The following is a 24526-nucleotide window of genomic DNA, read 5'->3' as shown; positions in this document are numbered from 1 at the left end:
CCGCCATGAGCCTGCCGCCCTTCGCCAGTTCCGAGGCCTTCACGCTGGGCGTGGAACTGGAGCTGCAGATCGTCAGCCGCCATGACTACGACCTCACGCCCGGCGCGGACGACCTGCTGCGCCTGGTGAGCCGCCACAAGCTGGCCGCGGACGTGAAGCCCGAGATCACCAGCAGCATGATCGAGCTCTCCACCGGCGTGTGCCGCGAGCACGCGCAGGTGATCACGCAGCTGCGTGAGGTGCGCGACGCGCTGGTGGAATGCGCGCAGCAGCAGAACCTGCGCCTGTGCGGCGGCGGCACGCACCCCTTCCAGGACTGGAGCCGGCGGCGCATCTACGACACCCCGCGCTACCGCCAGGTCTCCGAGCTCTACGGCTACCTCAGCAAGCAGTTCACCGTCTTCGGGCAGCACGTGCACATCGGCTGCCCCGGCGCGGACCAGGCGCTGTGGCTGCTGCACGCGCTGCAGCGCTACGTGCCGCACGCCATCGCGCTGTCGGCGTCCTCGCCCTATGTGCAGGGCAGCGACACGGGCTTCCAGAGCGCGCGGCTGAACTCGGTGTTCGCCTTCCCGCTCTCAGGGCGCGCGCCGTGGGAGCTCACCTGGAAGGACTTCGGGACCTACTTCGGCAAGATGCACCGCACCGGCGTGGTGGAGTCGATGAAGGATTTCTACTGGGACATCCGCCCCAAGCCCGAGTACGGAACGATTGAGGTGCGCGTGATGGACACGCCGCTCACCATCGAGAAGGCCGCCGCCATCGCCGCCTACCTGCAGTGCGTGGCGCGGCGCCTGGTGCTGGAGGAGCCCTTCCAGCCGCGCGAGGACGACTACCTCGCCTACACCTACAACCGCTTCCAGGCCTGCCGCTTCGGGCTGGACGGCGAGGTCGTGGACCCGCGCAGCGCCGAGCGCCAGTCGCTGCGGGCGCAGATCGCGCAGACGCTCAAGGAGATCGAGCCACACGCCATCGAGCTGCGTGCTGAACCCGCGCTGCTGCTGCTGCGCGACATGCTCGGCCGCGACGACGGCAGCGACGCCACCTGGCTGCGCGCCGTGCAGGCGCACGAGCGCTACCTGCCCGAGGTCGTGCGGCGGCAGTGCCTGCGCTTCGAGGGGCGGGCGGCGACGCTGTGACGGCTCAGGCCCGGGCTCAAGGCGCCGGCGTCTGCATCCGGTCCCGCTGCGCCAGCGCCGGGAACAGCTTGAACCACAGCCCCACCACCAGCAGCGTGCCCACGCCGCCCAGGATCACCGAGCCCACCGGGCCGAAGGCCGCGGCGGTGGCGCCGGACTCGAACTCGCCGAGCTGGTTGCTTGCGCCGATGAAGATCGAATTGGCCGCCGCCACGCGTCCGCGCATCTCGTCGGGCGTGTCCAGCTGCACCAGCGTCTGGCGGATCACCACGCTCACCATGTCCGCCGCGCCCGACACCAGCAGCGCCACGAACGAGACGACGAAGCTGGTGGACCAGCCGAACACCAGCATGCACACCCCGTACACGCCCACGGCCAGCAGCATCGCGCGCCCCACGCGGCGCTCGATGGGCACGCGCGTGAGCCACACCGACACCGCCAGCGCCCCCACCGCCGGCGCCGCGCGCAGCAGGCCTAGGCCCCAGGGCCCGGTGTGCAGCACGTCGCGCGCGAAGATCGGCAGCAGCGCTGTGGCGCCGCCCAGCAGCACGGCGAAGAGGTCCAGCGACAGCGCGCCCAGGATCGCCTGGCGGTGCCAGATGAAGCGCAGGCCCGCGAGCATTGTGTTCCAGCTCGCCGGCTCGCGGTGCGCCGGTCGCGCCACTGGCGTGATGCGCAGCACCAGCACGCAGCCCAGCGCGAACAGCGCCGCGCACACGCCGTAGACCACCGTGGCCCCGGCGGCGTAGAGGAAGCCGCCCAGCGCCGGCCCGGCCACCACCGCCGCCTGCGTCGCGCCGGAGCTGAAGGCCAGCGCCCGCGGCAGCACGGCCGCCGGCACCAGCGTGGGCGCCAGCGCCTGTTGCGAGGGCATCTGGAACGCGCGCGCAACGCCCAGTAGCAGCGACAGGCCCAGGATCAGCTCGCGCCCGATCCAGCCGCCGGCCGTGCCCAGCGCCAGCAGCAGGCCCACCACCAGCTGCAGCCCCAGGCACATCGCCAGCAGGCGGCGGCGGTCGTGGCGGTCCACGATGTGGCCGGCCGGCAGCGTCAGCACCAGCGCCGGGATGAACTGCAGCAGGCCCACCAGGCCCAGGTCCCAGGCGCTGGCGGTGGTGTCGTACATCTGCCAGCCCAGCGCCACCATGAGCATCTGCTGCGCGGTAGTGCCGGCCAGGCGGCCCCACCAGAAAAGCATGAAGGGGCGGAAGGAGCGCAGCGGCGCGGAGGGCGCCACCGCGGCGGCGGGAGGAACGACAGCGGTCATGACTGACGGCCGGCCGACGCACGCGGCGGCCGGGAACAACGGTGTGGGGTGGGGGCTCGTTGCGGCGGACGCCCGGTGGGCGGGCCGCGATGCCTGCGCGCGGCAGGGAAATGAGTAGTAACAGCTTACGCGAAGCGCGCGGGCCGGCTAGGGTAGGGGACATGCAACCGTTCGAAGCCTCCGCCGTGCAGTCCGATAACAACTCCACCTCACCGGCCGCTGCCCAGGCGCGGCTTTTCATTGGCTTGTGGCCTGACGACGCGCAACGCTGGGAAGCGCGCTCGCACCAGCAGCTCTGGCGCTGGCCGCCGCAGGCACGGCCCACGCCAGCGTCCAAGCTGCACCTGACGCTGCACTTCATCGGCGAGGTGCCGCAGTCCGCGGTGGAGGGGGTGGTGCAGGCCATGCCCGCGTCCTTCAGCGCCGCGGAGCTGACCTTCTCGCACCCGGCGCTGTGGCGCGGCGGCATCGCGGTGCTGGAGCCCGAGGCGGTGCCGGCGTCGCTGCAGTCGCTGCATGCGCAGCTGGGGCTGCGGCTGCGCCAGCTCGGCATCTCGCTGGAAGCGCGCCCCTGGCGCCCGCACCTGACGCTGGCGCGCCAGGCCCAGGGCGCCAAGCCGCCCACCAACTCGCCGCCGCTGCACTGGCGCTTCTCGCAGATGGCGCTGGTGCAGTCGGACGCGGGCTTCTACAAGGTGCTGAGGACGGCGGAGGCGGTGTGAGGGCTCAGGGCTCGCGCACGTCCGCCACCGGCTGCGTCCCGTAATCCGGGCGCTCCAGGTACGCCAGCAGCTTGGCGGCGGCCTGCTCCGGGCTGTCCAGCAGGCCCTGTTCGCGCAGCTGCACGAAGCGATCGTGGTCGGGGAAGTGCGCGGGGTCGGCGCCGCGCAGCTGCACCTGCATGTCGGTATCGATCACGCCCGGCGCCAGCGACACCACGCGCGCGCCCCGCGGCTTGAGCGCCTCGTCCAGCGCCAGCGCGCGGGTGAAATGGTCCAGCCCGGCCTTGACCGCGCAATAGGGCGCGCTGGCCGCCATGGCGCGCCGGCCCAGGCCCGAGGAGATGTTGAGCACCTTGCGCGCCGCGCTCCAGGGCTCGGTGGCGCGCAGGAAGGCGCGCGTGAGCAGCACCGGCGCCTCCAGCCCCACGCGCAGCGCGTCCGACAGCAGCGGCGCCTCCACGCCTTCCACCGGGCCGGGCGGCGCCAGCAGCGCGGCGTTGTTGACCAGGACCGCCTCGGCCACGGGCGTGGCGGCCTGCGCCCGCAGCCAGGCCTCCAGCCGCTCGGCCGCCGCCACGGGCTGCGCCAGGTCCTGCGCCCACTGCTCCAGCGTCACGCCTGGGGGGCGCGCCTCGCCTTCCAGCGTCGCGTCGGGACGGCGCGACAGCGTCAGCAGCCGCGTGCCCTCGCGCCGCAGCAGCGCCACGGCCAGGGCGCGACCCATGCCGCGCGAGGCGCCGGTGAGGATGACCAATCGGTTCAGGTTCGTGCTCATGTCTTGTCCGCCATCGAATGGGCTTGCACCTGCTCGCCGCAGAGGAAGAAGCGCCCGCCGGCGATGTGGTGCAGCGTGCGCAAGGCGTCCAGCGCCGGGTCCGCGTCGGGGCCGTCGCGGAACTGCCAGCGCCCGTGGGCGTAGGCGCGCGCGTCGGCCTGCGCCGCCACCACCTCGGCCAGGAAGAGATCGTGCTGCGCCTGCAGCGCGGGTTGCGGCAGCAGCCGGCACTCCAGCCAAGCCACGCAGCCCTCGACCAGCGGCGCCTGCGTCGCCTGCCCGGCGAAGCTGCCGATGCCGAACGCCTCGAACTTGTCCAGCGCCTCGCCGCCGCAGCTGCCCACGGTGTAGGCCATGTCGGCCTGCGCACGGCAGGGCAGGTTGAGCGCGAACTCGCCGGAGGACTCGATCAGCCGCCTCGTGAAAGTGCTCTTGTCCAGCACCACCGCCACCTTGGGCGGATCGAAGTCCAGCGGCATGGCCCACGCGGCGGCCATGAGGTTGCGGCGGCCGCCGTGGGCGGCGCTCACGAGCACGGTCGGCCCGTGGTTCATCAGGCGGTAGGCCTGGGGCAGGGGGACGTCTTGTCGCATGGCGCCATGATGCCGGCGCTCTAGAAGGGCGCCGGATCGGCGAAGCGCCTGACCGTGCCGTCGCCTGGGTGCGGCAGGGCCAGCGCCGCCGCGTGCAGCAGCAGCCGCGGCGCGCGCGCCAGCACCGCCGGCGGCGCATACAGCTCGTCGCCCAGAATCGGATGCCCCAGCGCCGCCAGGTGCACGCGCAGCTGGTGCGAGCGCCCCGTTACCGGCTCCAGCTCCACGCGCGTGGCGCCGTCCTCGTGTGCCAGCACGCGCCAGCGCGTCAGCGACGGCTTGCCCAGCGCGTGGTCGACCATCTGTCGCGGCCGGTTGGGCCAGTCGCAGCGCAGCGGCAGCGCGATCTCGCCCCAGCCGCCAAGCGGCGCCTCCAGGTGCCCGTCCACCACCGCCACGTAGCGCTTGTGCACGCGGCGCTCGGCGAAGGCCATGCTCAGCGAGCGCTGCGCCTCGGCGCCCCGGCCCATGGCGATCAGCCCCGAGGTCGCCATGTCCAGCCGGTGCACCACCAGCGCATCGGGAAACTGCGCCTGGGCGCGCGCCGCCAGGCAATCGGGCTCGGTGCGGCCCGGCACCGCCAGAAGTCCGGAAGGTTTGACGAGGATCAGAAGATACTCGTCAGAATGAAGTAAGGAAATTCGGTCCATATGAGTTTGTGAGCATATAGGTCCGATTTCTTGTCGCGGTGGCAGAGAAGGCCGTGTGTAGAATGGTTCGCGCAGAAACGTCCAGATACGTCATGACGTGGCTTTCCTCCTGAGCCCTGCGGCGCCCTTGCGGATGCCGTCGCGGCCGGCCCGGTTTGAATTTCCATGCTGCGCTTCTGGAGCATTTCTGCTCCGGCCTCGGGAGGAACACCGGCCGGATTCCAGTGCATCCACAAATAAGGTTTTTCTCATGAGCATCCAACAATCCGGCATCGTCAAGTGGTTCGATGACGGCAAGGGCTTTGGTTTCATCACGCCGGATGGCGGCGGCAAGGACGTGTTCGCCCATTTCAGCGAAATTCAGTCCGAGGGCTTCAAGAGCCTGAAGGAAAACCAGCGCGTGGAATTCGAAGTGCGCGAGGGGCCCAAGGGCCTGCAGGCTGCGAAGATCCGCGCCCTGTAAGCGGTTCTCCTCCCATGAAAAAACGCGGCCTCGGGCCGCGTTTTTCGTTGAAGCCGGGCGCGGGCAGTTTCAGAAGCGCTCGACCAGCCCCGTCTGCTGCGCCGTCTGCGGGTTGGAGCCCGCCTCGCGCACGCGCTGAAGCGCCTGCGCCGTGGGCAGGCCCAGCGCCTTGAGCACGCAGGCCGCGGCGCTGCCGGTGCGCCCCAGCCCGGCGGCGCAGTGCAGCAGCACCGCGTCGCCCGCGCGCAGCGCCTCGATGGCTTGCGCGATGCCGGCGTGGAACTCCGGCAGGTCCGGCGGCAGCCCGAAGTTGCGCATCGGCAGGTTCAGCCAGCGAAAGGGCAGCGTGCCCTGCGCCACGGCCGAGCGGTAGGCGGGCGACAGCTCCACCAGTTCCTCCACCGGCGCCAGGCACAGCACCAGCGCCAGCTGGCGCTGCTTCGCCTCGGCCAGGAAGCGCTTCATCGGCTCGAAGCGCCCCGGCATGGCCGACAGCCACAGCTGTCCCGGCACGCCGGTCGGCAGCGCCACGCCGCGCATCACCGGCACGCTGCCGTGGCCCGCCGGCGCCGCGCCGGCGGGCGGCACGGCGCCCGCGCTCGTGGTGGACGGGGCGTTCATGCGCCGCGGCTCCCGGCTCAGTGCGAGTACTGCTGGATGCCGGCGATGGCCCAGTCGCGGCTGCCGTCGGCCGGACGCACCAGGTGCCAGACCTCGTCGAAGTCGGCCGCCGGCGCGTCGCGCTCCTCGCGGACCAGGCCGCTGTAGCGCACGCTCACCACCTGCTGGTCACGCTCCTGCACCCAGTCCAGCACCTGCGCGTCCACGCGCACCACGTCGGTGGTCTGGGCCTTGCCGGTGCGCTCCTGCAGGTCCAGGCGCAGGTGGGCGAACAGCTCCGGCGTCGTGAACTGGCGCAGGTCGTTGAGGTCGGCGCTGTCGTTGGCGGCCTGCATGCGGATGAAGATCATCTTGGCCGCGCGCTCGAAGGACGCCTGGTCGAAGTCCGCCGGCAGGTTCGGGCCGGAGGAAGCCGGCGCCACCGTGCTGCCGCCCATGCCGGCCGAGTTGAAGCCCGTGCCCGGCTGCGCGACGTTGAAGCCCTCGGCCTGGCGCTGCATCGGCTGGCTCAAGCCCTGCTGCGCGTTCCACGGCGAGGCCATGCCGTTGCTGCCGGCACCCGCGCCGGCGCCGGCGTAGGCCGGCTGCGGACCGGCCTTCTTGCCGGCGAAGCGGCTGACCAGGAAGCGGACCAGGAAGATCGCGGCGATGGCCAGCAGCGCCATCATCACGAAGTTCGCCACCGCCTCGCCCATGCCGAAGTGGCTCAGCAGTGCCGCGATGCCCAGGCCCGCGGCCAGGCCGGCCACGGGGCCGAGCCAGTTGCGCTTGGGCGCCGCGGCAGCGGCAGCCGTGCCGGCAGCCGCCGCAGGCGCGGCCTGCTGGGCTGGCGTGGCCTGGTTGGGGGCGGCCTGGTTCGGCGTCGTGTGGTTCGGCGTCGCGTGGTTCGCCGGCGGGGTGCTGCGCTGCATGCCCGCCGAGCCGCCGCCGCCCAGGCGCTTGGCCTCGGCCATCACGGGCGTGAACGACGCGGCCGCCACGGCCAGCATCAGCGCGCCCAGCAGTCCAGTCCTTGTCTTGCTCATTGCTCTGTCTCTCTCCGAGGTCCGGGCAACGGCCCGGGCTAGATGCTCTGAATGATGAGGGCGCCCCAAAGTTCCCCAAGACGGGTGAATGACAATTTCGGGATGCCTTTCCCGAAACCTGTCTTCCGCGCCCATGGCCTGGGCCTGAACCTCATCGCCGCGGCCTGTGCCCTGGCCGGCGGCGCTTCCGCCCAGACCGTGCCGGCTCCACCGGCAGCCCCCGTGCCCGCCCCGGACGGCGCGGCGCCGCAGCGGGTGGAGATCACCGGCGAGCGCAGCGGCGGCGAGATGCAGGAGCGGCGCCAGTCCACCGTGGCCAAGACCGTGGTCGGGCGCGAGGAGATCGAGCGCTTCGGCGATGCCTCGCTGGGCGAGGTGCTCAAGCGGCTGCCGGGCGTGACGCTGGACGGCGCGCCCGGGCGCGGCGGCAATCCGCGCCTGCGCGGGCTGGGCGGCGGCTACACGCAGATCCTGCTCGACGGCGAGCGCGTGCCGCCGGGCTTCGAGATCGACTCCATCGCGCCCGACCAGATCGAGCGCATCGAGATCCTGCGCGCCCCCACGGCCGAGACCGGCGCGCGTGCCGTCGCTGGCACGATCAACATCATCACGCGCGAAAGCTTCAGGAAGCGCCTCAACGACCTGCGCCTGTCGCTGGGCCTGGAGGACGGGCGCTGGAGCCCCGGGCTGAGCTGGACGCGCAGCGGCAGCGACGGCGCGCTGTCCTACACCTTCGGCGCCAACGCGGTGCAGACGCGCTTCAACACGCACAGCGTCAGCACTCTGGAGCAGGACGTCGCGGGCGTGCCCACGCTGCGCCGCCAGGAAACCACCGACGGCGCGACCGAGCGCCGGCGCCTCACGCTCAACGGCCGGCTGCAGTGGAAGCTGGGCGAGGGCGAGGCCGTCACGCTCACGCCCTTCGCCATCCTGTCCAGCACCGACAGCCGCCGCCACAGCACGCTGGTGCAGGACCCGGCGGCCACCGCCCCCTACACGCAGCTCGACGGCCGCGGCGAGTCCGACTTCAACCTGCTGCGGCTGAGCGCGCAGCGCACGCAGCGCCTGGGCGACGGCACGCGGCTGGAGTGGCGCGCCGGCGCCGGGCGCTGGCGCTACGAGGACGAGGTGCAGCGCGTCGCCAGCGATCTGCAGCAGGACCGGGCCGACATCACCGACCGGAGCTGGAACGCCAGCGTCAAGGCCTCCACGCTGCTGGCCGACGCGCACAGCGGCGTGGCCGGGCTGGAGCTCGAAGGCGCGCGGCGCGAGGAGGTGCGCAGCTACCTGACCGACGGCCAGCCCCGCTTCCCCGGCTACGGCAGCGCGCTGCAGGCGCGCTCGCAGCGCGTGGCCGTCTACGCGCAGGACGAGTGGGAGATCAACCGGCACTGGGCCGCGCATGCCGGCTTGCGCTGGGAGAGCATCGAGACCCGCGGCGCGGGGCTGGACGGCGGGCAGCGCAACCGCAGCGCCGTGTGGAGCCCGCTGCTGCACGCGGTGTGGAAACCCGATCCGAAGCAGCGCGACCAGCTGCGCATGAGCCTCACGCGCAGCTATCGCGCGCCGGCGCTGAACAGCCTGGTGGGCCGCCCGCTGCTGAGCGTGAACAACAGCGCCACCAGCCCGGACCGCACCGGCAACCCGGCACTGCGCCCCGAGCTGGCCACCGGGCTGGACTTGACCTTCGAGCGCTACCTGCCCGGCGGCGGGCTGCTGAGCGCCGGCGTGTTCCACCGCCGCATCAGCGACCTCGTGCGCTACGAGACGCTGCCGCCCGCGCCGGGCGGGCGCTGGGTGAACCGGCCCTACAACGTGGGCGACGCGACGGTGCAGGGGCTGGAGCTGGAGGCGAAGGTCGCGCTGCGCGAATTCATGGCGCAGGCGCAGGCGCCGGCGGTGGACCTGCGCGCCAGCGCCAACTTCTATCGCTCGCGCGTGGAGTCGGTGCCGGGGCCGGACAACCGCGTGGAGCAGCAGCCGGGCATGACGGCCAACCTCGGGGCGGACTGGACGCTGCGCGCGCTGCCGCTGAAGGTGGGCGGCAACCTGCACTGGACGCCGGGCTACGTGACCCGGCTGTCGGCCACCGAGACGGCGGTGCAGGGCCGCAAGCCGGTGTTCGACGCCTATGCGCTGTGGACCGTGAGCCCCACGCTGGGCGTGCGGCTGTCGGCCTCCAACTTCACTTCGCCGGACTACGTGCGCGGCAGCGTCTACGACAACGGCACCCTGTACGAGAACTCGCGGACGGTGAGCCGCAGCTACGTGGACTGGATGCTGCGGGTGGAGATGAAGCTGTAAGGGCGCCGCGGCACCGGCGCCTACTCCGCTTGCGCTTCCTCCGCCGCCGGCCCGCTTCCCGGCGGGAGGATGCGCACTCGCGCGCCGGCCACCGCCACCACCTGGCCCGGGCGCAGCTTGGCGGTCTTGCGCAGCTCCTGCTGGCCGTCCACCTGCACCTTGCCGGCAGCGACCAAGGCCTTGGCCGCGCCGCCGTTGTCGGCCAGCCCCGTGGCCTTCAGCAGCGCGTCCAGCGGGATGAACTCGCCGCGCAGCTCGAAATCGATGTGTTGCATGCGCATGTCAGGCCGCACTTTCCAGGTTGAATTCACGCGCCAGCAGCGCATAGGAACGCCGGCGCACGGCCGGCTCGAAAGCCCAGGTGTTGACGACCAGCTCGTCGAGCTCCAGCGCCGCGGCCAGCGCGCGCAGCTGCGTGCCCACGCTCGCCGGCGTGCCGACGAAGGCCTTGCTGCGCATCGGCGCGAGCTGCTGCAGCTCGGCGGCGTCGAAGCCGCGGCGGGCGATGTCGTCCGGCGGCTGCAGCGCGCCGAAGACGCCGCGCGCGCGGTCCAGCCGCCAGCGCTCGCGCGACAGCGCGTGGTGGCGCGCCTCCTCCTCGGTGTCGGCCGCCAGCGCCCAGACGCAGATGGTGGCCTGCGGCTTCGGATGCCGCGCGCTCGGCCGGTACAGGCTGCGGTAGAGGTGCAGCGCCTGCTCCACGCCCTGGCCGTCCATGAAGAAGTAGGCGAAGGCGTAGGGCAGCCCCAGGTGCGCGGCGAGCTGCGCGCCGTAGTCCGAGCTGCCCAGCAACCACAGCGTGGGCGAGCGCTCCTCGCCGGCGTCTTCGGGCGGGCGCGGATGCGCCGTGATGCCCTGGTGCGACGCGCCGCTGACCCAGGTCTGCAGCTCCTGCACCTGCTGCGGGAAGTTCTCCGCCGCGGCGTAGGCGTTGGGGTTCAGGGCGCGCGCGGTGCGCATGTCGCCGCCCGGGGCGCGTCCCACGCCCAGGTCGATGCGCCCGGGCGCCAGCGCGTCCAGCACGCGGAACTGCTCCGCGACCTTGAGCGCCGAGTAGTGCGGCAGCATCACGCCGGCGCTGCCCAGGCGGATGCGCGAGGTGCGCGCGGCGATGGCCGCCAGCAGCAGCTCCGGCGCGCTGCCCACGATGGTCGGCAGGTTGTGGTGCTCCGAGCACCAGAAGCGCTGGTAGCCCAGCGCCTCGCAGTGCACGGCCAGGTCCAGCGTGTCGCGCAGGGCCGCGTCCTCCCCGGCGCCGGCCAGGGAGACGGATTGGTCGAGGACTGAAAGTTTCATGAGGAAGCCGGCGGCGAGGCGCCGGCGTGGAAGGAGAAGGGCCGTCGGACCCCGGCGCCGCGCGGTGCCGGGACGGGCAGGGCGGGCAATCTAACCCAGCCCCGCTGCCGGCTTGCCGGCAAGGCCCTTGCCGGTGCGCCCCGGTAGGGCTCCGGATAATGGCCGCGATGACCGAATCGAACACTTCTGCAGCGGCCGGCCCGAGCTTCGGGCAACTGCCGCTGGCGCCCGCGCTGCTGGCCAACCTCGAACAGCTGGGCTACCTCTCCATGACCCCGATCCAGGCCGCGGCGCTGCCGCTGGCGCTGGCTGGGCACGACCTGATCGCGCAGGCGCGCACCGGCAGCGGCAAGACCGCCGCCTTCGCGCTGCCGCTGCTCACGCGCCTGGACGCGGCGCGGCTGGAGGTGCAGGCCCTGGTGCTGTGCCCCACGCGCGAGCTGGCCGAGCAGGTGACGCAGCAGATCCGCCGCCTCGCCCGCGCCGAGGCCAACGTCAAGGCGCTCAACCTCAGCGGCGGCAGCCCGATCAAGCCCCAGGCCGAGAGCCTCGCCTACGGCGCCCACGTGGTGGTGGGCACGCCCGGGCGGCTGCTGGACCACCTGCAGCGCGGCACCCTGAAGCTCGACGCGCTGTCCACCCTGGTGCTGGACGAGGCGGACCGCATGCTCGACATGGGCTTCTTCGACGACATCGCCGCCGTCGCCGCGCAGTGCCCGAAGCAGCGCCAGACGCTGTTGTTCTCCGCCACCTACCCCGAAGGCATCGCCAAGCTGGCGCAGCGCTTCCTGCGCGAGCCCAAGGAGGTGAAGGTGGCCGAGAAGCATGCGCCGGGCCGCATCGTCGAGCACTGGTTCGAGGTCACGGAGGAGCAGCGGCTGCATGCCGTGTCGCAGCTGCTGGCGCACTACCGCCCGGTCAGCAGCCTGGCCTTCTGCAACACGCGCCAGCAGTGCCGCGATCTGGTGGACGTGCTGCGCGCCCAGGGCATCGAGGCGCTGGCGCTGCACGGCGAGCTGGAGCAGCGCGAGCGAGACCAGGTGCTGGTCCGCTTCGCCAACCGCAGCTGCTCGGTGCTGGTGGCCACCGACGTGGCTGCGCGCGGGCTGGACATCGAGGGGCTGGACGCGGTGATCAACGTCGAGATCACGCCCGATGCGCCGCAACACGTGCACCGCATCGGCCGCACCGGGCGCGCCGATGCGCCGGGCTTGGCGCTGAACCTCGCCACCCTCGACGAGATGGGCCGCGTCGGCTTGATCGAGCAGCAGCAGGGGCGGGAGTCGCGCTGGGAAAAGCTCTCCGCGCTGACGGAAGCGCCCGGCGGCGCGCTGCGCCCGCCGATGCACACGCTCCAGATCCTGGGCGGGCGCAAGGACAAGATCCGTCCCGGCGACGTGCTGGGCATGCTCACCGGCGAGGGCGGCCTGGAGGCCGCGCAGGTCGGGCGCATCAACGTCGGCGACTACCAGACCTACGTGGCGGTGGCGCGCGAGGTGGCCGCGGCCGTGGTGGCGCGCCTGGCCCAGGGCAAGATCAAGGGCCGGCGCGTGAAGCTGCGCCTGCTGCAGGACCCGCCCCAGGACGCCTGAACAGGAGACCGGCCCCGTGTTGCGTTCCCTCGCCGCCTTCTTCGAGCGCCTGGTCGATCCCTACCCGGACGGCCCGCCGCCCGCGCCGCCCAAGAGCTTCTTCGCCTTCCTCTGGGCCTGCTCGCGGGGCATGCGCCCGTGGCTGCTGGGCATGACGCTGCTCACCGCCGTCATCGGCGCCTTCGAGGCGCTGCTGTTCGGCATGCTCGGCCGCATGGTGGACTGGCTTGCCGGCGTGCCGGCCTCGGAGCTGTGGGCGCGCGAGAAGTGGAGCCTGCTGGGCCTGGCGGCCATCCTGCTGTTCAGCCCGCTGGTGGTGGCGCTGCAGACGGCCTTCAAGCACCAGACGCTCGCGGGCAACTTCCCGATGCGGCTGCGCTGGAACTTCCACCGCCGCATGCTGGGGCAGAGCCTGGCCTTCTATCAGGACGAGTTCGCCGGCCGGGTGGCCACCAAGGTGATGCAGACCGCGCTGGCGGTGCGCGAGGCCTGGTTCACGCTGGGCGACATCCTGGTGTTCGTGACCATCTACTTCGTCACCGTGGTGGTGGTGGCGGGCGCCTTCGACCTGCGCCTGGTCTGGCCCTTCGCCGCCTGGGTGCTCTGCTACGGCCTGGCGCTGTGGTACTTCGTGCCGCGCCTGGGGAAGGTGTCGAAGGCGCAGGCCGACGCGCGCTCGCTCATGACCGGCCGCATCACCGACGCCTACACCAACATCGCCACGGTGAAGCTGTTCTCGCACGCGCAGCGCGAGGCCGGCTACGTGCGCTCGGCGATGCAGGAGTTCATGCTGACCGTGCACGGCCAGATGCGGCTGGTCAGCGGCTTCGAGATCGTCAACCACACGCTGAGCATGGCCCTCATCGGCAGCACCGCCGGCGTGGCGCTGTGGCTGTGGCTGCAGGGCCAGGCCAGCGCCGGCGCGCTGGCGGCGGCCACCGCCATGGCGCTGCGGCTCAACGGCATCTCGCACTGGATCATGTGGGAGATGGCCTCGCTGTTCGAGCACGTCGGCACGGTGCAGGACGGCATCAACACGCTGAGCAGGTCACGCACGGTGGTGGACGTGCCCGATGCGCCGCCGCTGCGCGTCACGCGTGGCGAGGTGCGCTTCGAGCACCTGCGCTTCGCCTACGGCGCCGAAGGGACCGCGGCCGAGCCGCTGCTGGCGGACTTCAACTTGCACATCCGCCCGGGCGAGAAGATCGGCCTGGTGGGGCGCTCCGGCGCGGGCAAGAGCACGCTGGTGAACCTGCTGCTGCGCTTCTACGACGTGCAGGGCGGGCGCATCCTGATCGACGGCCAGGACATCGCGCAGGTGACGCAGGACAGCCTGCGCGCGCAGATCGGCATGGTCACGCAGGACACCTCGCTGCTGCACCGCTCGGTGCGCGACAACATCGTCTACGGCCGTCCCGACGCGAGCGACGCGCAGGTGCTGGCCGCCGCCAAGCGCGCCGAGGCGCACGACTTCATCCAGGTGCTCAACGACGCGTCCGGCCGCCACGGCTACGAGGCGCACGTGGGCGAGCGCGGCGTGAAGCTCTCGGGCGGGCAGCGCCAGCGCATCGCCATCGCGCGCGTGATGCTCAAGGACGCGCCGATCCTGCTGCTGGACGAGGCCACCAGCGCGCTGGACTCCCAGGTGGAAGCCGCCATCCAGGCCAGCCTCTACAAGCTGATGGAGGGCAAGACGGTGGTGGCCATCGCGCACCGGCTGTCCACCATCGCCGCCATGGACCGGCTGGTGGTGCTGGACCGCGGCCGCATCGTGGAGGAGGGCGACCACCGCAGCCTGCTGGCGCGCGGCGGCATCTACGCCCGGCTTTGGGCGCACCAGAGCGGCGGCTTCATCGGCGAGGAAGAGGAAGAGACGCTGCACGTGCTGCGCCGTGCCGACGACGACGCCGACGAGGAAGAGGCGCAGCGGCCGACGGCCTGAGCCCGGCACCCGGCGGCAACACCGGCGCGCCGTTGCACGCCTTACGGCCTGTTGCCCGGAGCCAATTCCGGTAACCTCAATCCCGAGCGGTCACACCCGAAGCCGGGGACGTACTCCCCGAATGGCCTTCGGGCTGCCTCCCATGCCGTTGCCCATGTCCATGTCCGTCGTCGCCCCGTCCGTTCTGCTGTCCTGCCGTTGGGCCGCTTCGCCGTGGCGCGCCGGCGCCCGGGGGCGAAGTCAAGGCGGCCGATCATGAGCGCCGTCCTGCAGGGGCCCAGGTTGGGTGCGTCGATCCGACGTCAGATGCGCTGGGCCGTGGCCGCCGCGGCCATGCTCGCGGCGCTGCTGCTGGGGGCGGTGGAAGTCTCGCGCGGGCTGCTGGACGACCGGGCGCAGATGCGCACCGAGTCGCTGAGCGTGGCGCGCATGCTGGTGCATCACCTGCGCGCGGCGCTGGTGCTGGACGACCTGGACGCGGCGCAGGTGGTGCTGGAGGGCCTGTCGGAGCGGCCCGAGGTCCAGGGCGCGCTGCTGCTGGACGACAGCGGCGTCGTGCTGGGCGCCTACCGCCGCAGCGGCCCGCCGCGGGACCCGCGCTGGCAGTCGGAGCTGCGCGCCCGCGCCAGCGCGCTGGAGCAGCGCCCGGGTGCGGGCCACGCGCTGGAGCAGGGCTGGAGCGACCAGGTCAGCCGCCACGACATCGTGCTCGACGGCTACCGCGCCGGGCAGCTGGTGATCGATTCGGACATGGGTGCGCTGTGGGCCGTCGCGGCGCAGCACCTGGCGGCCTCGCTGGCGCTGGCGGCGATGGCTGCCGGCGGCGCGGTGGTGATCTCGGCGCGGCTGCGGCGCAAGCTCATCGACCCGGTGCAGCGGCTGTCCGAGGCGATGGACCGCGTCACCCGCGAACACCGCTACGACCTGCGCGTGCAGGAGGGCGCGCCCGACGAGCTGGGCCGCCTGGTGCGCGGCTTCAACGCCATGCTGGGCGAGATCCAGCAGCGCGACGCCGCGCTGGCGCGCCAGGCCATCCAGCTCGAAGCCACCGTCGCGCAGCGCACCGCCGAGCTGCGCCAGGCCAAGGACGCCGCCGAGGCCGCCAGCCGCGCCAAGAGCGAGTTCGTCGCCAACATGAGCCACGAGCTGCGCACGCCCATGAACGGCGTGCTGGGCATGCTGGACCTGCTCATGGACACGCCGCTGTCCCCGCACCAGAGCGATTTCGCGCGCACCGCGCGCGCCTCGGGCGAGTCGCTGCTGTCCATCCTCAACGACGTGCTGGACCTGGCCAAGATCGAGGCCGGGCGCCTGTCGGTGGAGAGCGTGCCCATGGACCTGGGCCAGGTGGTGGAGGAGAGCGTGTGCCTGTTCGGGCCCACGGCACAGGGCAAGGGGCTGGAGCTGCTGTGCGGCATCGACCCCGGGCTGCCCGGGCGCGTGCTGGGCGACCCGCTGCGGGTGCGGCAGATCGTCTCCAACCTGGTGTCCAACGCACTGAAGTTCACGGCCCGCGGCGAGGTGGCGGTGTGGCTGCGCGCGGGCGGCGAAGCCGGCGCCGAGGGGGTGCCCTCGCACTTCGAGGTCGAGGTGCGCGACACCGGCCCCGGCATCGCGCCGGAGGTGCAGGCGCGGCTGTTCACCGTCTTCACCCAGGCCGACAGCTCCACCACGCGGCGCTTCGGCGGCACGGGGCTGGGACTGAGCATCAGCCAGCACCTGGCGGGGCTCATGGGCGGCGAGATCACGCTGCGCAGCCGCGCGGGCGAGGGCGCCGTCTTCACCCTGCGGCTGCCGCTGCGCCCGCTGGCGGCGGAAGGCGGCCTCACGCCGCGGCCGCCCGGCCTGCCGGGGCTGCGCGTGCTGCTGGTGGACGACAACGACGCCAGCCGCGACATCCTGCTGGGCTGCCTGGCGCAGTGGGACGTGCAGGCCGAGGCGGTGCGCGACGCCACCCAGGCGCTGGCGCGGCTGGCGCAGGCGGCTGGTCGCGGCGAGCGCTGGGACCTGCTGCTCACCGACCACCACGGCCCCGAGCTGGACGGGCTGGGCCTGGCGCGTGCCGTGCACGCGCAGCCCGCCTGGCGCGGCCTGACGGTGGCGGTGCTGAGCTCCCTGGCCAGCGCCGACGGCGACGCCGCCAGCGACGGGCCGGTGCGCTGGCTGTCCAAGCCCGTGCGCCGGCAGGCGCTGCACGAGTTGCTGTGCTCGCTGCACGTGCACGGGCAGGCCGCGGCGCCGGTGCCCGCGCCGGCACGGCCTGCGCTGACCGCGGCCCCGCTGCGCGTGCTCCTGGCCGAGGACAACGAGATCAACCAGATCCTGGCGCAGGCGCACCTGGAGGCGCTGGGCTGCGAGGTGACGCTGGCGGCCAACGGCGTGGAGGCCCTGCAGCGCTGGCAGGAGGGGCACCACGACCTGGTGCTGATGGACTGCCAGATGCCCGAGCTCGACGGCTACCAGGCCACGCGGCGGCTGCGCGAGCTGGAGCGGGCCCGGCCCGGGCAGCCGCGCACGCCCATCGTGGCGCTCACCGCCAACGCCATGGAGGGCGACCGCGAGCGCTGCCTGGCCGCCGGCATGGACGACTACCTGAGCAAGCCCTTCACGCGCGAGGCGCTGGGCGCGGTGATGGAGCGTGGCATCGCCCGCGCCCGGACGCACGGCGGCGGCGGCGGCACGGCGCCGCACGCGGAGCACTGGGCCGCGGCGGCTTGACCCCGCCGCAGGGGTTGCGTTTTTGCCGCACTGCACAATACGCGGCTCGCGGCCCCGGCAGCCGCATGTCACGCAAGCGGAAGGGAAGGCCATGCGGTACGTCGTGTTCAACCAGAAGGGCGGGGTGGGCAAGTCCACCATCGCCTGCAACCTGGCCGCGATCAGCGCGCACCAGGGCCTGCGCACCCTGCTGCTGGACTTGGATCCGCAGGGCAACTCCACGCACTACCTGCTGGGCGACGCGCTGGCCGAGGACAAGGGCCGGCACCTGGGCCGCTTCTTCGAGTCGGTGCTGAGCATCTTCAACGAGCGCCCGCTGGCGGAGTACGTGGTGTCCACGCCCTTCGAGAACCTGGAGCTGCTGGCCTCGCACCCGATGCTGGAGGAGCTGCAGGGCAAGCTGGAGTCGCGCTACAAGATGAACAAGCTGCGCGACGCGCTGGCGGTGCTGGCTCCCGGCTACGACCGCATCTACATCGACACCCCGCCGGCGCTGAACTTCTACACGCGCTCGGCGCTGATCGCCGGCACGGGCTGCCTCATTCCCTTCGACTGCGACACCTTCTCGCGCCGCGCGCTGGACTCGCTGCTGGCGAGCATCCAGGAGATCCGGGCCGACCACAACGCGGCGCTGCGCGTGGACGGTATCGTCGTCAACCAGTTCCAGCCCCGTGCCAACGTGCCGCAGCAGCTGGTGCAGCAGCTCATCGACGACGGCCTGCCGGTGCTGCAGCCCTACCTCAGCGCCTCGGTGAAGATCCGCGAATCGCACCAGCGCGCCCAACCCATGGTGCACCTGGACCCGCGGCACAAGCTCACGCAGGAGTTCCAGCGGCTGCACGAGGCGCTGCCGGGCTGACAACAGCTTCCTGCACGGGGCCTGCCGCAGCGCCTTTTCACTGCGCCCCCGTCACCCTCCACACCGCGTTCCCCACGTCGTCGGCCACCAGCAGCGCGCCGCGGTTGTCGATGGCCACGCCCACCGGGCGGCCCTGGGCGTCGCCCTTGTCGTTGAGGAAGCCGCCGAGCACCTTGCGCGGGTCGCCCGCCGGGCGGCCGTCGCGGAAGGGCACGAACACCACCTCGTAGCCCGAGGGCGGCTTGCGGTTCCAGCTGCCGTGCTCGCCCACGAACATGCCCTCGCGCAGCGCCGGCGGCAGCGCCGACGCACCGCCGCCCCACGTCAGGCCCAGCGCCGCCACGTGCGCGCCCAGCGCGAAGTCCGGCTTCACGGCCTTGGCCGCGGCCTGCGGATTGGCCGGCTGCACGCGCCGGTCCACGTTGTCGCCCCAGTAGCTCCAGGGCCAGCCGTAGAAGGCCCCGTCGCGCACCGAGCTCAGGTAGTCCGGCACCAGGTCGTTGCCGATCTCGTCGCGCTCGTTGACCACCGTCCACAGCGCGCCGGTGGCCGGCTCCCAGGCCAGGCCGTTGGGATTGCGCAGCCCGGTGGCGTAGAGGCGCTTGCGGCCGGTGGCGCGGTCGATCTCCCAGATCGCCGCGCGCCCCTCCTCGGCCTGCAGTCCGTTCTCCGCCACGTTGGAGTTGGAGCCCACGGTGGCGTAGAGGGTGCGGCCGTCGCGGCTGGCGATGAGGTTCTTGGTCCAGTGGTGGTTGATCGGGCCGCCGGGCAGGTCGGTGAGCTTCTCGCCGGCGGCGGTGATGCGCGTCTGCCCGGCCTGGTACGGAAAGCGCACCACCGCGTCGGTGTTGGCCACGTACAGCTCGTTGCCCACCAGCGCCATGCCGAAGGGCGAGCTCAAGCCTTCCAGGAAGGCTGATTTCGTTTCCGCCACGCCGTCGCCGTCGGCGTCGCGCAGCAGCGTGATGCGGTTGGCGCTGGGCACGCCGGCGCCGGCCTTGGACATGGCCTGCTTCATGAACCAGCCCTTGAGGCCCTTGTTGTCCTGCGGCTTGGGCGGCGCGTTGGTCTCGGCCACCAGCACGTCGCCGTTGGGCAGCACGAGCAGCCAGCGCGGGTGCTGCAGCCCGGTGGCGAAGGCGGCCACCTGCAGCCCCGGCGCCGCCGCCGGCTTGGCATCCGCCGCCCAGCCCACCGCGGGCGCGATGTCCACCGTGGGAATGAACTTCTTGTGCGGCGGCGGCAGCGTGGGATCGGGCCCGGTGATCTCGCCCGGCGTCAGTCGGGCGGTGTCGCTGCCGCAGGCCGTCACCAGCGCGGTGGCGGCGGCCAGGGCCAGCAGGGCAGGGCGCAGGTTCACGGCGGGCTCCTTCGTGCAATGCGGTCGGTCGTTCCTGGCCCTGGGGCAAGTCCCGGGCCGGGCGCGAGGACGCAAGGCGTGCAGTTGTGCCGCAGCCAGCACAGAGGGCTCAATGGCAGAAACATCTTGTAAGCGCGACGCGGCAGACTCGTGGGTTGGCTCTCAAACCTCTTTCCCTGCAGTCCCGAGGCTCCCCATGCGCGTTTGCTTCATCCACCAGAACATGCCGGCGCAGTTCCGGCACCTCATCGGCGCGCTGCTGCAGCGGGGCGACGAGGTGCTGGCCGTGGGCGAGCGCGGAGCCGTGGAGCGCTGGGGCGCGCGCCATCCACGCCTGAGCGTCTTCGGCTACGGGCTGCCCAAGCCCGAGCAGTTCGCCGCCACGCCGGCGCACCTGCGCGAGCTCGACGGGCAGGTGCGCCGGCGTGGCGCGTGCGCTGCAGACCTTCAACGCCAAGGGCCTCAAGCCCGACCTGATCGTGGTGCACCCGGGCTGGGGCGAGGCGATGTTCATCCGCGCCGAGTGCCCGGACACGCCGATGCTGGGCTACTGCGAGTTCTTCTACCGCGCGCGCGGCGCCGACGTGGGCTTCGACCCCGAGTACCCCACCAGCGCCGACGGCCTGGCGCGGCTGCAGCTGCGCAAGACGCCGCACTTGCTGGCGCTGGACGACATCGACGCCGGCGTGTGCCCCACCGAGTGGCAGCGCGCGCAGTTCCCCGCCGATTGGCAGCACAAGCTTAGCGTGGTGCACGAGGGCGTGGACACGCGGCTGGTCAGGCCCGACGCCAAGGCCGAGTTCGAGTGGGGCGGCCTCAAGCTGCGCCATGGCGACCCGGTGGTGACCTACGTCGCGCGCAACCTGGAGCCCTACCGCGGCTTCCATGTCTTCATGCGCTCCCTGCCGGCGTTGCAGGCGTGCGCGCCCGAGGCGCGCGTGGTGATGGTGGGCGGCGACGATGTCAGCTACGGCCAGCGCCTGCCCGAGGGGCAGAGCTACCGCGCGCGGCTGCAGTCCGAGCTGGGCGAGCGCGTGGATTGGTCGCGCGTGCACTTCACCGGCAAGCTGCCCTACGCGCAGTACCTGAAGCTGCTGCAGGTCTCGGCCGTGCACACCTACCTCACGTACCCCTTCGTGCTGTCGTGGTCGATGCTGGAGGCCATGGCCAGCGGCTGCGCGGTGGTGGGCTCGAACACGACGCCGGTGCGGGAGGTGATCGAGCACGGCCGCAACGGCTGGCTCACCGACTTCTTCGACACCGAGGCCCTGGCGCAGCAGGTCGCCCAGGTGCTGCGCGGCGGCGCCGAGGTGCAGGCCGCGCGCGAGGCCGCGCGCGCCACCGTCGTGCAGCGCTACGACCTGCTCACCCGCTGCCTGCCCGACGGGCTGAAGCTGCTGGAGCGGGTGGCGGCGCGGGGCCAGGCGGTGTGAAGGCGACCTGACCACAGGCACCGGCCCGCGCCGCGCGGCGGAGGACTGCACCCCGGGCGCCTCCAGGCGCCCACGACAACACAACGGGGGAGAAAACGATCGCCACTTGGCAGGGCACGCGGGGCAACGACAACTACACCGGCACCGACGGCGCCGACTCGCTCGACGGCGGCACCGGCGACGACACGCTGATCGGCGTCACCGGGCGCGACCAGCTCTCGGGCGGCACGGGCCAGGACGCCTTCCGCTTCGCCGAGGCGCCCGCGGCGACGGGCCGCGACCCGATCCTGGACTTCAAGACCGCCGACGACCGGCTGGAGTTCAGCCACGCCGCCTATGCCGCGCTGGGCACCCAGGCGGACCAGGCCGATGACCGGCTGATCTACGACGAGGCCACCGGCGCGCTGCGCTACGACGCCGACGGCAGCGGCGCCGGCGCCGCGGTGCTGATCGCCACGCTCACGCCCCCACACCGCGCTGGGGGCAGCGGACCTGTTCGTGGTCTGAGCCCGGGCTGAACCGCCCCGGGGGATAAACCTCCCGGGTGGCAGGAGAAAGCGCCTAGCGCGCGGCACACAGTCCTCCCATGTGCCGTCCGGGGCAGGGGTGTGAGATTGGCGCCCATGGCACATCTCCATACCTCCCCCTGCGACGTCCTCGCCGCGGGCGCGCGCGGAAGTGCATCGCGCGGCGGCCGTTCCGGTGTCGTCGCTTTCCGGGCCGAGCAGTTCGTGCTCGGCGCGTCCTACGTCCCGGACTTCAGGCCCGGCCCCGGCGGCGACGTGATCTCGCTGCGCCGCCTCTACGCCGAGCTCGCACCCGTGGGCTGCGACGGGCGCCACCCCTTCATCGACCGCTTCCGCTTGGCGCGCGATGGCTGCCGCGTGGTCCAGGTGGGCGCCGGGGTGCTCGGCGGCAACAGCTGGCTGCGGCTGCGCCAGTCGGGCACCGACCTCGTGGTGGAGGCCGACACCGGCGCCCACCCCGACACCGCCGTGTACCGCCCGGTGCTGGTGCTGCGCGGCGTGGACCTGGCGCAGATCGTTCCCCAGAACTTCGACCCGCCGCTGCGCCTGGGCGGCTCGCTGGTGCGTGCCGAGCACGGCACCGCGCGCCGCGGGCGCACGCCAGTGCGTCCGCGGCAGCGCGACGACCTTCCCTGCGCGGCCGCGGCCTGAAGCCGCCGCTTGGCTCGCCACAACGCCCCTTGCGCGATGCCCCCCGGTTTGGGTGCCACTTGAGAAACAACGTGTGAAAATCTAAAAGTTGACGTTAATGCCGGAATCTTCCGGCAACTCCGGCCATGCCTACCTATTACGGTTCGAATTCTCCCGAAACGCTGGCCGGCGGTGCTGGTGGTGACGCGCTGTACGGCTACGACGGCGCGGACACGATCTACGGCGGCGGCGCGGGCGACACCATCGACGACCACAGCAGCGGCAACCTCATCTACGGCGACCGCTACGCCGAGGCGCCGCAGGACCGCGCCGACGCCGGCAACGACACCATCGTGGCCGGCGTGGGCAACACAGTCTTCGCCGGCGGCGGCAACGACGCGGTCACGGCCGATGGCAGCGCCACCATCGACGGCGGGCTGGGCAACGACACCATCACCTCGCTGGGCGGCACCAACCTGATCTACGGCGGCCTGGGCGCCGACGTGATCCGCGCCAACGGCACCCTCTACACCGACGACAACGACGCCGCCACGGCGCTGGAGGGCGGCGACCGCGTCGTGCTGTCCTACGCCGACCGCGTCGCGCACGGCATCTACGACGTGCAGGACTTCAAGCCCGGCGCCGGCGGCGACGTGCTGTCGCTGCACGAGCTCTTCGCCGACCTCGCGCCGGCCGGCTACGACGGACTGAACCCGCTCATCGACCAGGAGCGCTTCAAGCTCGACGGCACCCGCACCGTGCAGTCCGCCGCCGGCGTGCTCGGCGGCGCGAGCTGGCTGCGGCTGCGCCAGTCAGGCAGCGACCTGCTGCTGGAGGTGGACGCCACCGGCGGCCTGGACGGCTCGGTCTACGCCACCGTCGCGGTGCTGCGCGGCGTCACGCTGGCGCAGCTCACGGCGCAGAACTTCGACCCGCCCTTCAGGCTCGACGGCGTGGTCATGCACGCCAACCTGGCCGGCACGGCCGGCAGCGACCGGCTGTTCCTGCTCGACGGCAACGACACCGTCAGCGCCGGCGCCGGCAACGACCTGGTGCGCACCACCTACGGCAACGACAGCGTGGACGGCGGCCTGGGCAGCGACACGATCTACGGGGGCTTCGGCAACGACACCCTGGCCGGCGGCGCCGCCGACGGCAGCGTGGACCAGCTCTACGGCGAGGCCGGCAACGACCTGCTCAGCGGCGCGGGCCGCATCAACGCCGACGGCGGCGCGGGCGCGGACACCATCCTGGCCAGCGCGGGCGACGACACGCTCAGCGGCGGCGACGGGCAGGACAGCCTCTCGGGCGGCGCCGGCAACGACTACATCATGGGCGGCGCGCAGGACGACCGGCTCGACGGCGGCAGCGGGCGCGACTACCTCAGCGGCGACGGCGGGGACGACCGCCTGTGGGCCGGCGTGAACAACGTCGTCTTCGGCGCCACGCGCAACGACGTCAGCTACACCGTCATCGCCACCGACACCGCGGGCGACTACCTCTACGGCGGTGCCGACAACGACACCCTGGTCAGCGGCGCGGGCAACGACACGCTCGACGGCGGCGACGGCCAGCTCGTGGCCTTCGCCAGCGGCGGCGACGACCAGATCATCACCAGCGCCTACAGCAACAGCAGCGGCCATTACGTGGACGCCGGCGCCGGCAACGACACCATCAACGTCGGCGGCTCCTCCACCATCCTCGGCGGCGACGGCGACGACCGCATCGTGCTGCACGAGGACGGCAACCATGTGGACGCCGGCGCGGGCAACGACCTGGTGGACCTGGAGGAGTGGAGCGGCAGCCATGCCTCCGGCGTGATCACGCTGGGCAGCGGTGCCGACCTGGTGGAGCTGTCGCTGCGCGCCTACGAAGCCGGGCGCGTGCGGGCACGCATCACCGACTTCTCGGTGGCCGACGGCGACCGGCTGGACCTCACCAGCGTGCTGGGCCGGCTGCAGGAGCTGGGCTTCGACATGCGCAACCCCTTCACCGGCGGCTGGCTGCGCCTGGAGCCCACGGGCAGCGGCGGCACGCTGGTGCAGGTGGACCTCAGCGGCCCGGCCAACGGCGCCCAGTGGGTCAGCATCGCGCAGCTCGACGGCGTGCTGCCCGGGGCGCTGGACCAGGCCAGCTTCGTGTACGGGCTCGACCCGCAGGGCGACACGCTTGCACGCAAGTCCGCCGGCAGCCCCGACCCCGACACCCTCGTGGGCGCCGACGGCGCCGACAGCCTCTCAGGCTCCAGCGGCAACGACCTGCTCGACGGTGCCTTCGGCGGCAACGACACGCTGCGCGGCGGCGAAGGCAGCGACACGCTCTTCGGCTTCAGCGGCAACGACCTGCTCGACGCCGGCAGCGGCGGCGACGTGGTCCTGGGCGGCTTCGGCAATGACACGATCCTCGGCGGCGAGGGCAACGACCAGGGCTGGTACGGCCAGACCTACAAGGGCCGCAGCTACGGCGTCAGCGGCCTCCACGGCGAGGCCGGCAACGACTCCATCGACGGCGGCGACGGCGACGACAACCTCGACGGCGGCAGCGGCAACGACACGCTGCTGGGCGGCACGGGCAACGACTACATCAACGCCAGCACCGCGCCCGGCAACG

20 protein-coding genes and 2 pseudogenes are annotated in these 24526 nt (G+C 72.5%); 13 read left to right on the top strand and 9 right to left on the bottom strand.

The annotated features are described in order from the left end of the window. The first annotated feature begins 5 nt into the window (after positions 1-5). Positions 6-1139, top strand: coding sequence for a YbdK family carboxylate-amine ligase (locus tag H537_RS0120715; protein ID WP_028999366.1), 1134 nt, complete (start codon positions 6-8; stop codon positions 1137-1139). Positions 1140-1155: 16 nt separating this feature from the next. Here H537_RS0120715 and H537_RS0120710 read toward each other — a convergent pair whose 3' ends face one another. Beyond that, positions 1156-2406 carry an MFS transporter gene (locus tag H537_RS0120710; RefSeq protein WP_084150845.1) on the bottom strand — a complete coding sequence of 417 codons (1251 nt, stop codon included), beginning with the start codon at positions 2404-2406 and terminating at the stop codon, positions 1156-1158. Between the two features lie 161 nt (positions 2407-2567). On the opposite strand from H537_RS0120710, the gene thpR reads away from it, so the two are divergent. Then, positions 2568-3128, top strand: coding sequence for an RNA 2',3'-cyclic phosphodiesterase (thpR, locus tag H537_RS0120705; RefSeq protein ID WP_051243029.1), 561 nt, complete (start codon positions 2568-2570; stop codon positions 3126-3128). 4 nt (positions 3129-3132) lie between these two features. Here thpR and H537_RS0120700 read toward each other — a convergent pair whose 3' ends face one another. From H537_RS0120700 to H537_RS44460, 3 genes are read right to left on the bottom strand one after another with little or no spacing between them, the layout of a single operon-like run. Continuing rightward, entirely contained in the window at positions 3133-3903 is a 771-nt protein-coding gene (locus H537_RS0120700) for an SDR family NAD(P)-dependent oxidoreductase (protein WP_043459365.1), read from the bottom strand. Further along, entirely contained in the window at positions 3900-4496 is a 597-nt protein-coding gene (locus H537_RS0120695) for a flavin reductase family protein (protein WP_028999362.1), read from the bottom strand. Before H537_RS0120695 ends, H537_RS0120700 begins: the two co-directional genes overlap by 4 nt. A 20-nt stretch (positions 4497-4516) precedes the next feature. After that, the gene (locus tag H537_RS44460) at positions 4517-5146 is read right to left on the bottom strand and encodes an RluA family pseudouridine synthase (protein WP_043459363.1); all 630 of its coding nucleotides are present in this window, start codon (positions 5144-5146) and stop codon (positions 4517-4519) included. A 250-nt stretch (positions 5147-5396) separates the two neighbouring features. On the opposite strand from H537_RS44460, the gene H537_RS0120685 reads away from it, so the two are divergent. Beyond that, a complete protein-coding gene (locus H537_RS0120685; RefSeq protein ID WP_028999361.1) occupies positions 5397-5609 on the top strand; it encodes a cold-shock protein in 213 nt (70 codons plus the stop codon). A gap of 69 nt (positions 5610-5678) precedes the next feature. Here H537_RS0120685 and H537_RS0120680 read toward each other — a convergent pair whose 3' ends face one another. After that, the gene (locus H537_RS0120680) at positions 5679-6230 is read right to left on the bottom strand and encodes a protein-tyrosine phosphatase family protein (RefSeq protein WP_238446745.1); all 552 of its coding nucleotides are present in this window, start codon (positions 6228-6230) and stop codon (positions 5679-5681) included. A 17-nt stretch (positions 6231-6247) separates the two neighbouring features. Next, positions 6248-7255: a Tim44 domain-containing protein gene (locus H537_RS0120675; protein WP_028999359.1), complete on the bottom strand. Its 1008-nt coding sequence runs from the start codon at positions 7253-7255 to the stop codon at positions 6248-6250. Positions 7256-7357: 102 nt separating this feature from the next. Between H537_RS0120675 and H537_RS44455 the strand changes: the two genes are divergently transcribed. Then, complete coding sequence (locus H537_RS44455) at positions 7358-9559, top strand: TonB-dependent receptor plug domain-containing protein (protein ID WP_051243028.1); 2202 nt, start codon at positions 7358-7360, stop codon at positions 9557-9559. A 20-nt stretch (positions 9560-9579) separates the two neighbouring features. Here H537_RS44455 and H537_RS0120665 read toward each other — a convergent pair whose 3' ends face one another. After that, positions 9580-9834: an RNA-binding S4 domain-containing protein gene (locus H537_RS0120665; RefSeq protein ID WP_028999358.1), complete on the bottom strand. Its 255-nt coding sequence runs from the start codon at positions 9832-9834 to the stop codon at positions 9580-9582. Between the two features lie 7 nt (positions 9835-9841). Then, on the bottom strand, positions 9842-10855 hold the full coding sequence (locus H537_RS0120660; protein ID WP_028999357.1) for an LLM class flavin-dependent oxidoreductase: 1014 nt from the start codon (positions 10853-10855) through the stop codon (positions 9842-9844). Between the two features lie 167 nt (positions 10856-11022). Between H537_RS0120660 and dbpA the strand changes: the two genes are divergently transcribed. The 4 genes from dbpA (at position 11023) to H537_RS0120640 (ending at position 17966) form a co-directional block, all read left to right on the top strand. Continuing rightward, the gene (dbpA, locus tag H537_RS0120655; RefSeq protein ID WP_028999356.1) at positions 11023-12447 is read left to right on the top strand and encodes an ATP-dependent RNA helicase DbpA; all 1425 of its coding nucleotides are present in this window, start codon (positions 11023-11025) and stop codon (positions 12445-12447) included. A 16-nt stretch (positions 12448-12463) separates the two neighbouring features. Beyond that, a complete protein-coding gene (locus H537_RS44450) occupies positions 12464-14389 on the top strand; it encodes an ABC transporter ATP-binding protein (protein WP_238446744.1) in 1926 nt (641 codons plus the stop codon). Between the two features lie 255 nt (positions 14390-14644). Beyond that, the gene (locus H537_RS44445; RefSeq protein WP_084150841.1) at positions 14645-17107 is read left to right on the top strand and encodes a response regulator; all 2463 of its coding nucleotides are present in this window, start codon (positions 14645-14647) and stop codon (positions 17105-17107) included. A 91-nt stretch (positions 17108-17198) separates the two neighbouring features. Next, positions 17199-17966 (top strand): ParA family protein, encoded by a 768-nt coding sequence (locus H537_RS0120640; protein ID WP_028999355.1) that lies wholly within the window; start codon positions 17199-17201, stop codon positions 17964-17966. A gap of 37 nt (positions 17967-18003) precedes the next feature. Here the strand turns inward: H537_RS0120640 and H537_RS0120635 are convergent, their stop codons facing one another. Beyond that, positions 18004-19326 carry a PQQ-dependent sugar dehydrogenase gene (locus H537_RS0120635; protein ID WP_375136333.1) on the bottom strand — a complete coding sequence of 441 codons (1323 nt, stop codon included), beginning with the start codon at positions 19324-19326 and terminating at the stop codon, positions 18004-18006. Between the two features lie 395 nt (positions 19327-19721). On the opposite strand from H537_RS0120635, the pseudogene H537_RS57065 reads away from it, so the two are divergent. The 5 genes and pseudogenes from H537_RS57065 to H537_RS44435 all read left to right on the top strand — a co-directional run. After that, positions 19722-20090: pseudogene (locus tag H537_RS57065) on the top strand (glycosyl transferase family 1); the annotation flags it as partial. Then, positions 20073-20759: a glycosyltransferase gene (locus H537_RS44440; RefSeq protein WP_441293982.1), complete on the top strand. Its 687-nt coding sequence runs from the start codon at positions 20073-20075 to the stop codon at positions 20757-20759. The pseudogene H537_RS57065 and the gene H537_RS44440, both read left to right, overlap by 18 nt. A 98-nt stretch (positions 20760-20857) precedes the next feature. After that, positions 20858-21277 carry a M10 family metallopeptidase C-terminal domain-containing protein gene (locus tag H537_RS56840; RefSeq protein ID WP_169517065.1) on the top strand — a complete coding sequence of 140 codons (420 nt, stop codon included), beginning with the start codon at positions 20858-20860 and terminating at the stop codon, positions 21275-21277. Between the two features lie 105 nt (positions 21278-21382). Beyond that, positions 21383-21937 carry a hypothetical protein gene (locus tag H537_RS0120620; protein WP_156901866.1) on the top strand — a complete coding sequence of 185 codons (555 nt, stop codon included), beginning with the start codon at positions 21383-21385 and terminating at the stop codon, positions 21935-21937. A gap of 125 nt (positions 21938-22062) precedes the next feature. Next, positions 22063-24526 (top strand): annotated as a pseudogene (locus tag H537_RS44435) (hypothetical protein); the annotation flags it as partial.

Source organism: Azohydromonas australica DSM 1124 (assembly GCF_000430725.1).
In the GTDB taxonomy this organism is placed as follows: domain Bacteria; phylum Pseudomonadota; class Gammaproteobacteria; order Burkholderiales; family Burkholderiaceae_C; genus Azohydromonas; species Azohydromonas australica.
The sequence above is the reverse complement of the archived record's forward strand: the minus strand, read 5'-3'. Positions and strand labels throughout refer to the sequence as shown.

Excerpts from the sequence above, each read along its gene's own strand:
- H537_RS0120715 (WP_028999366.1), top strand. The coding sequence starts at position 6 with ATGAGCCTGCCGCCCTTCGCCAGTTCCGAGGCCTTCACGCTGGGCGTG.
- H537_RS0120710 (WP_084150845.1), bottom strand. The coding sequence starts at position 2,406 with ATGACCGCTGTCGTTCCTCCCGCCGCCGCGGTGGCGCCCTCCGCGCCG.
- thpR (WP_051243029.1), top strand. The coding sequence starts at position 2,568 with ATGCAACCGTTCGAAGCCTCCGCCGTGCAGTCCGATAACAACTCCACC.
- H537_RS0120700 (WP_043459365.1), bottom strand. The coding sequence starts at position 3,903 with ATGAGCACGAACCTGAACCGATTGGTCATCCTCACCGGCGCCTCGCGC.
- H537_RS0120695 (WP_028999362.1), bottom strand. The coding sequence starts at position 4,496 with ATGCGACAAGACGTCCCCCTGCCCCAGGCCTACCGCCTGATGAACCAC.
- H537_RS44460 (WP_043459363.1), bottom strand. The coding sequence starts at position 5,146 with ATGGACCGAATTTCCTTACTTCATTCTGACGAGTATCTTCTGATCCTC.
- H537_RS0120685 (WP_028999361.1), top strand. The coding sequence starts at position 5,397 with ATGAGCATCCAACAATCCGGCATCGTCAAGTGGTTCGATGACGGCAAG.
- H537_RS0120680 (WP_238446745.1), bottom strand. The coding sequence starts at position 6,230 with ATGAACGCCCCGTCCACCACGAGCGCGGGCGCCGTGCCGCCCGCCGGC.
- H537_RS0120675 (WP_028999359.1), bottom strand. The coding sequence starts at position 7,255 with ATGAGCAAGACAAGGACTGGACTGCTGGGCGCGCTGATGCTGGCCGTG.
- H537_RS44455 (WP_051243028.1), top strand. The coding sequence starts at position 7,358 with ATGCCTTTCCCGAAACCTGTCTTCCGCGCCCATGGCCTGGGCCTGAAC.
- H537_RS0120665 (WP_028999358.1), bottom strand. The coding sequence starts at position 9,834 with ATGCAACACATCGATTTCGAGCTGCGCGGCGAGTTCATCCCGCTGGAC.
- H537_RS0120660 (WP_028999357.1), bottom strand. The coding sequence starts at position 10,855 with ATGAAACTTTCAGTCCTCGACCAATCCGTCTCCCTGGCCGGCGCCGGG.
- dbpA (WP_028999356.1), top strand. The coding sequence starts at position 11,023 with ATGACCGAATCGAACACTTCTGCAGCGGCCGGCCCGAGCTTCGGGCAA.
- H537_RS44445 (WP_084150841.1), top strand. The coding sequence starts at position 14,645 with ATGAGCGCCGTCCTGCAGGGGCCCAGGTTGGGTGCGTCGATCCGACGT.
- H537_RS0120640 (WP_028999355.1), top strand. The coding sequence starts at position 17,199 with ATGCGGTACGTCGTGTTCAACCAGAAGGGCGGGGTGGGCAAGTCCACC.
- H537_RS0120620 (WP_156901866.1), top strand. The coding sequence starts at position 21,383 with ATGGCACATCTCCATACCTCCCCCTGCGACGTCCTCGCCGCGGGCGCG.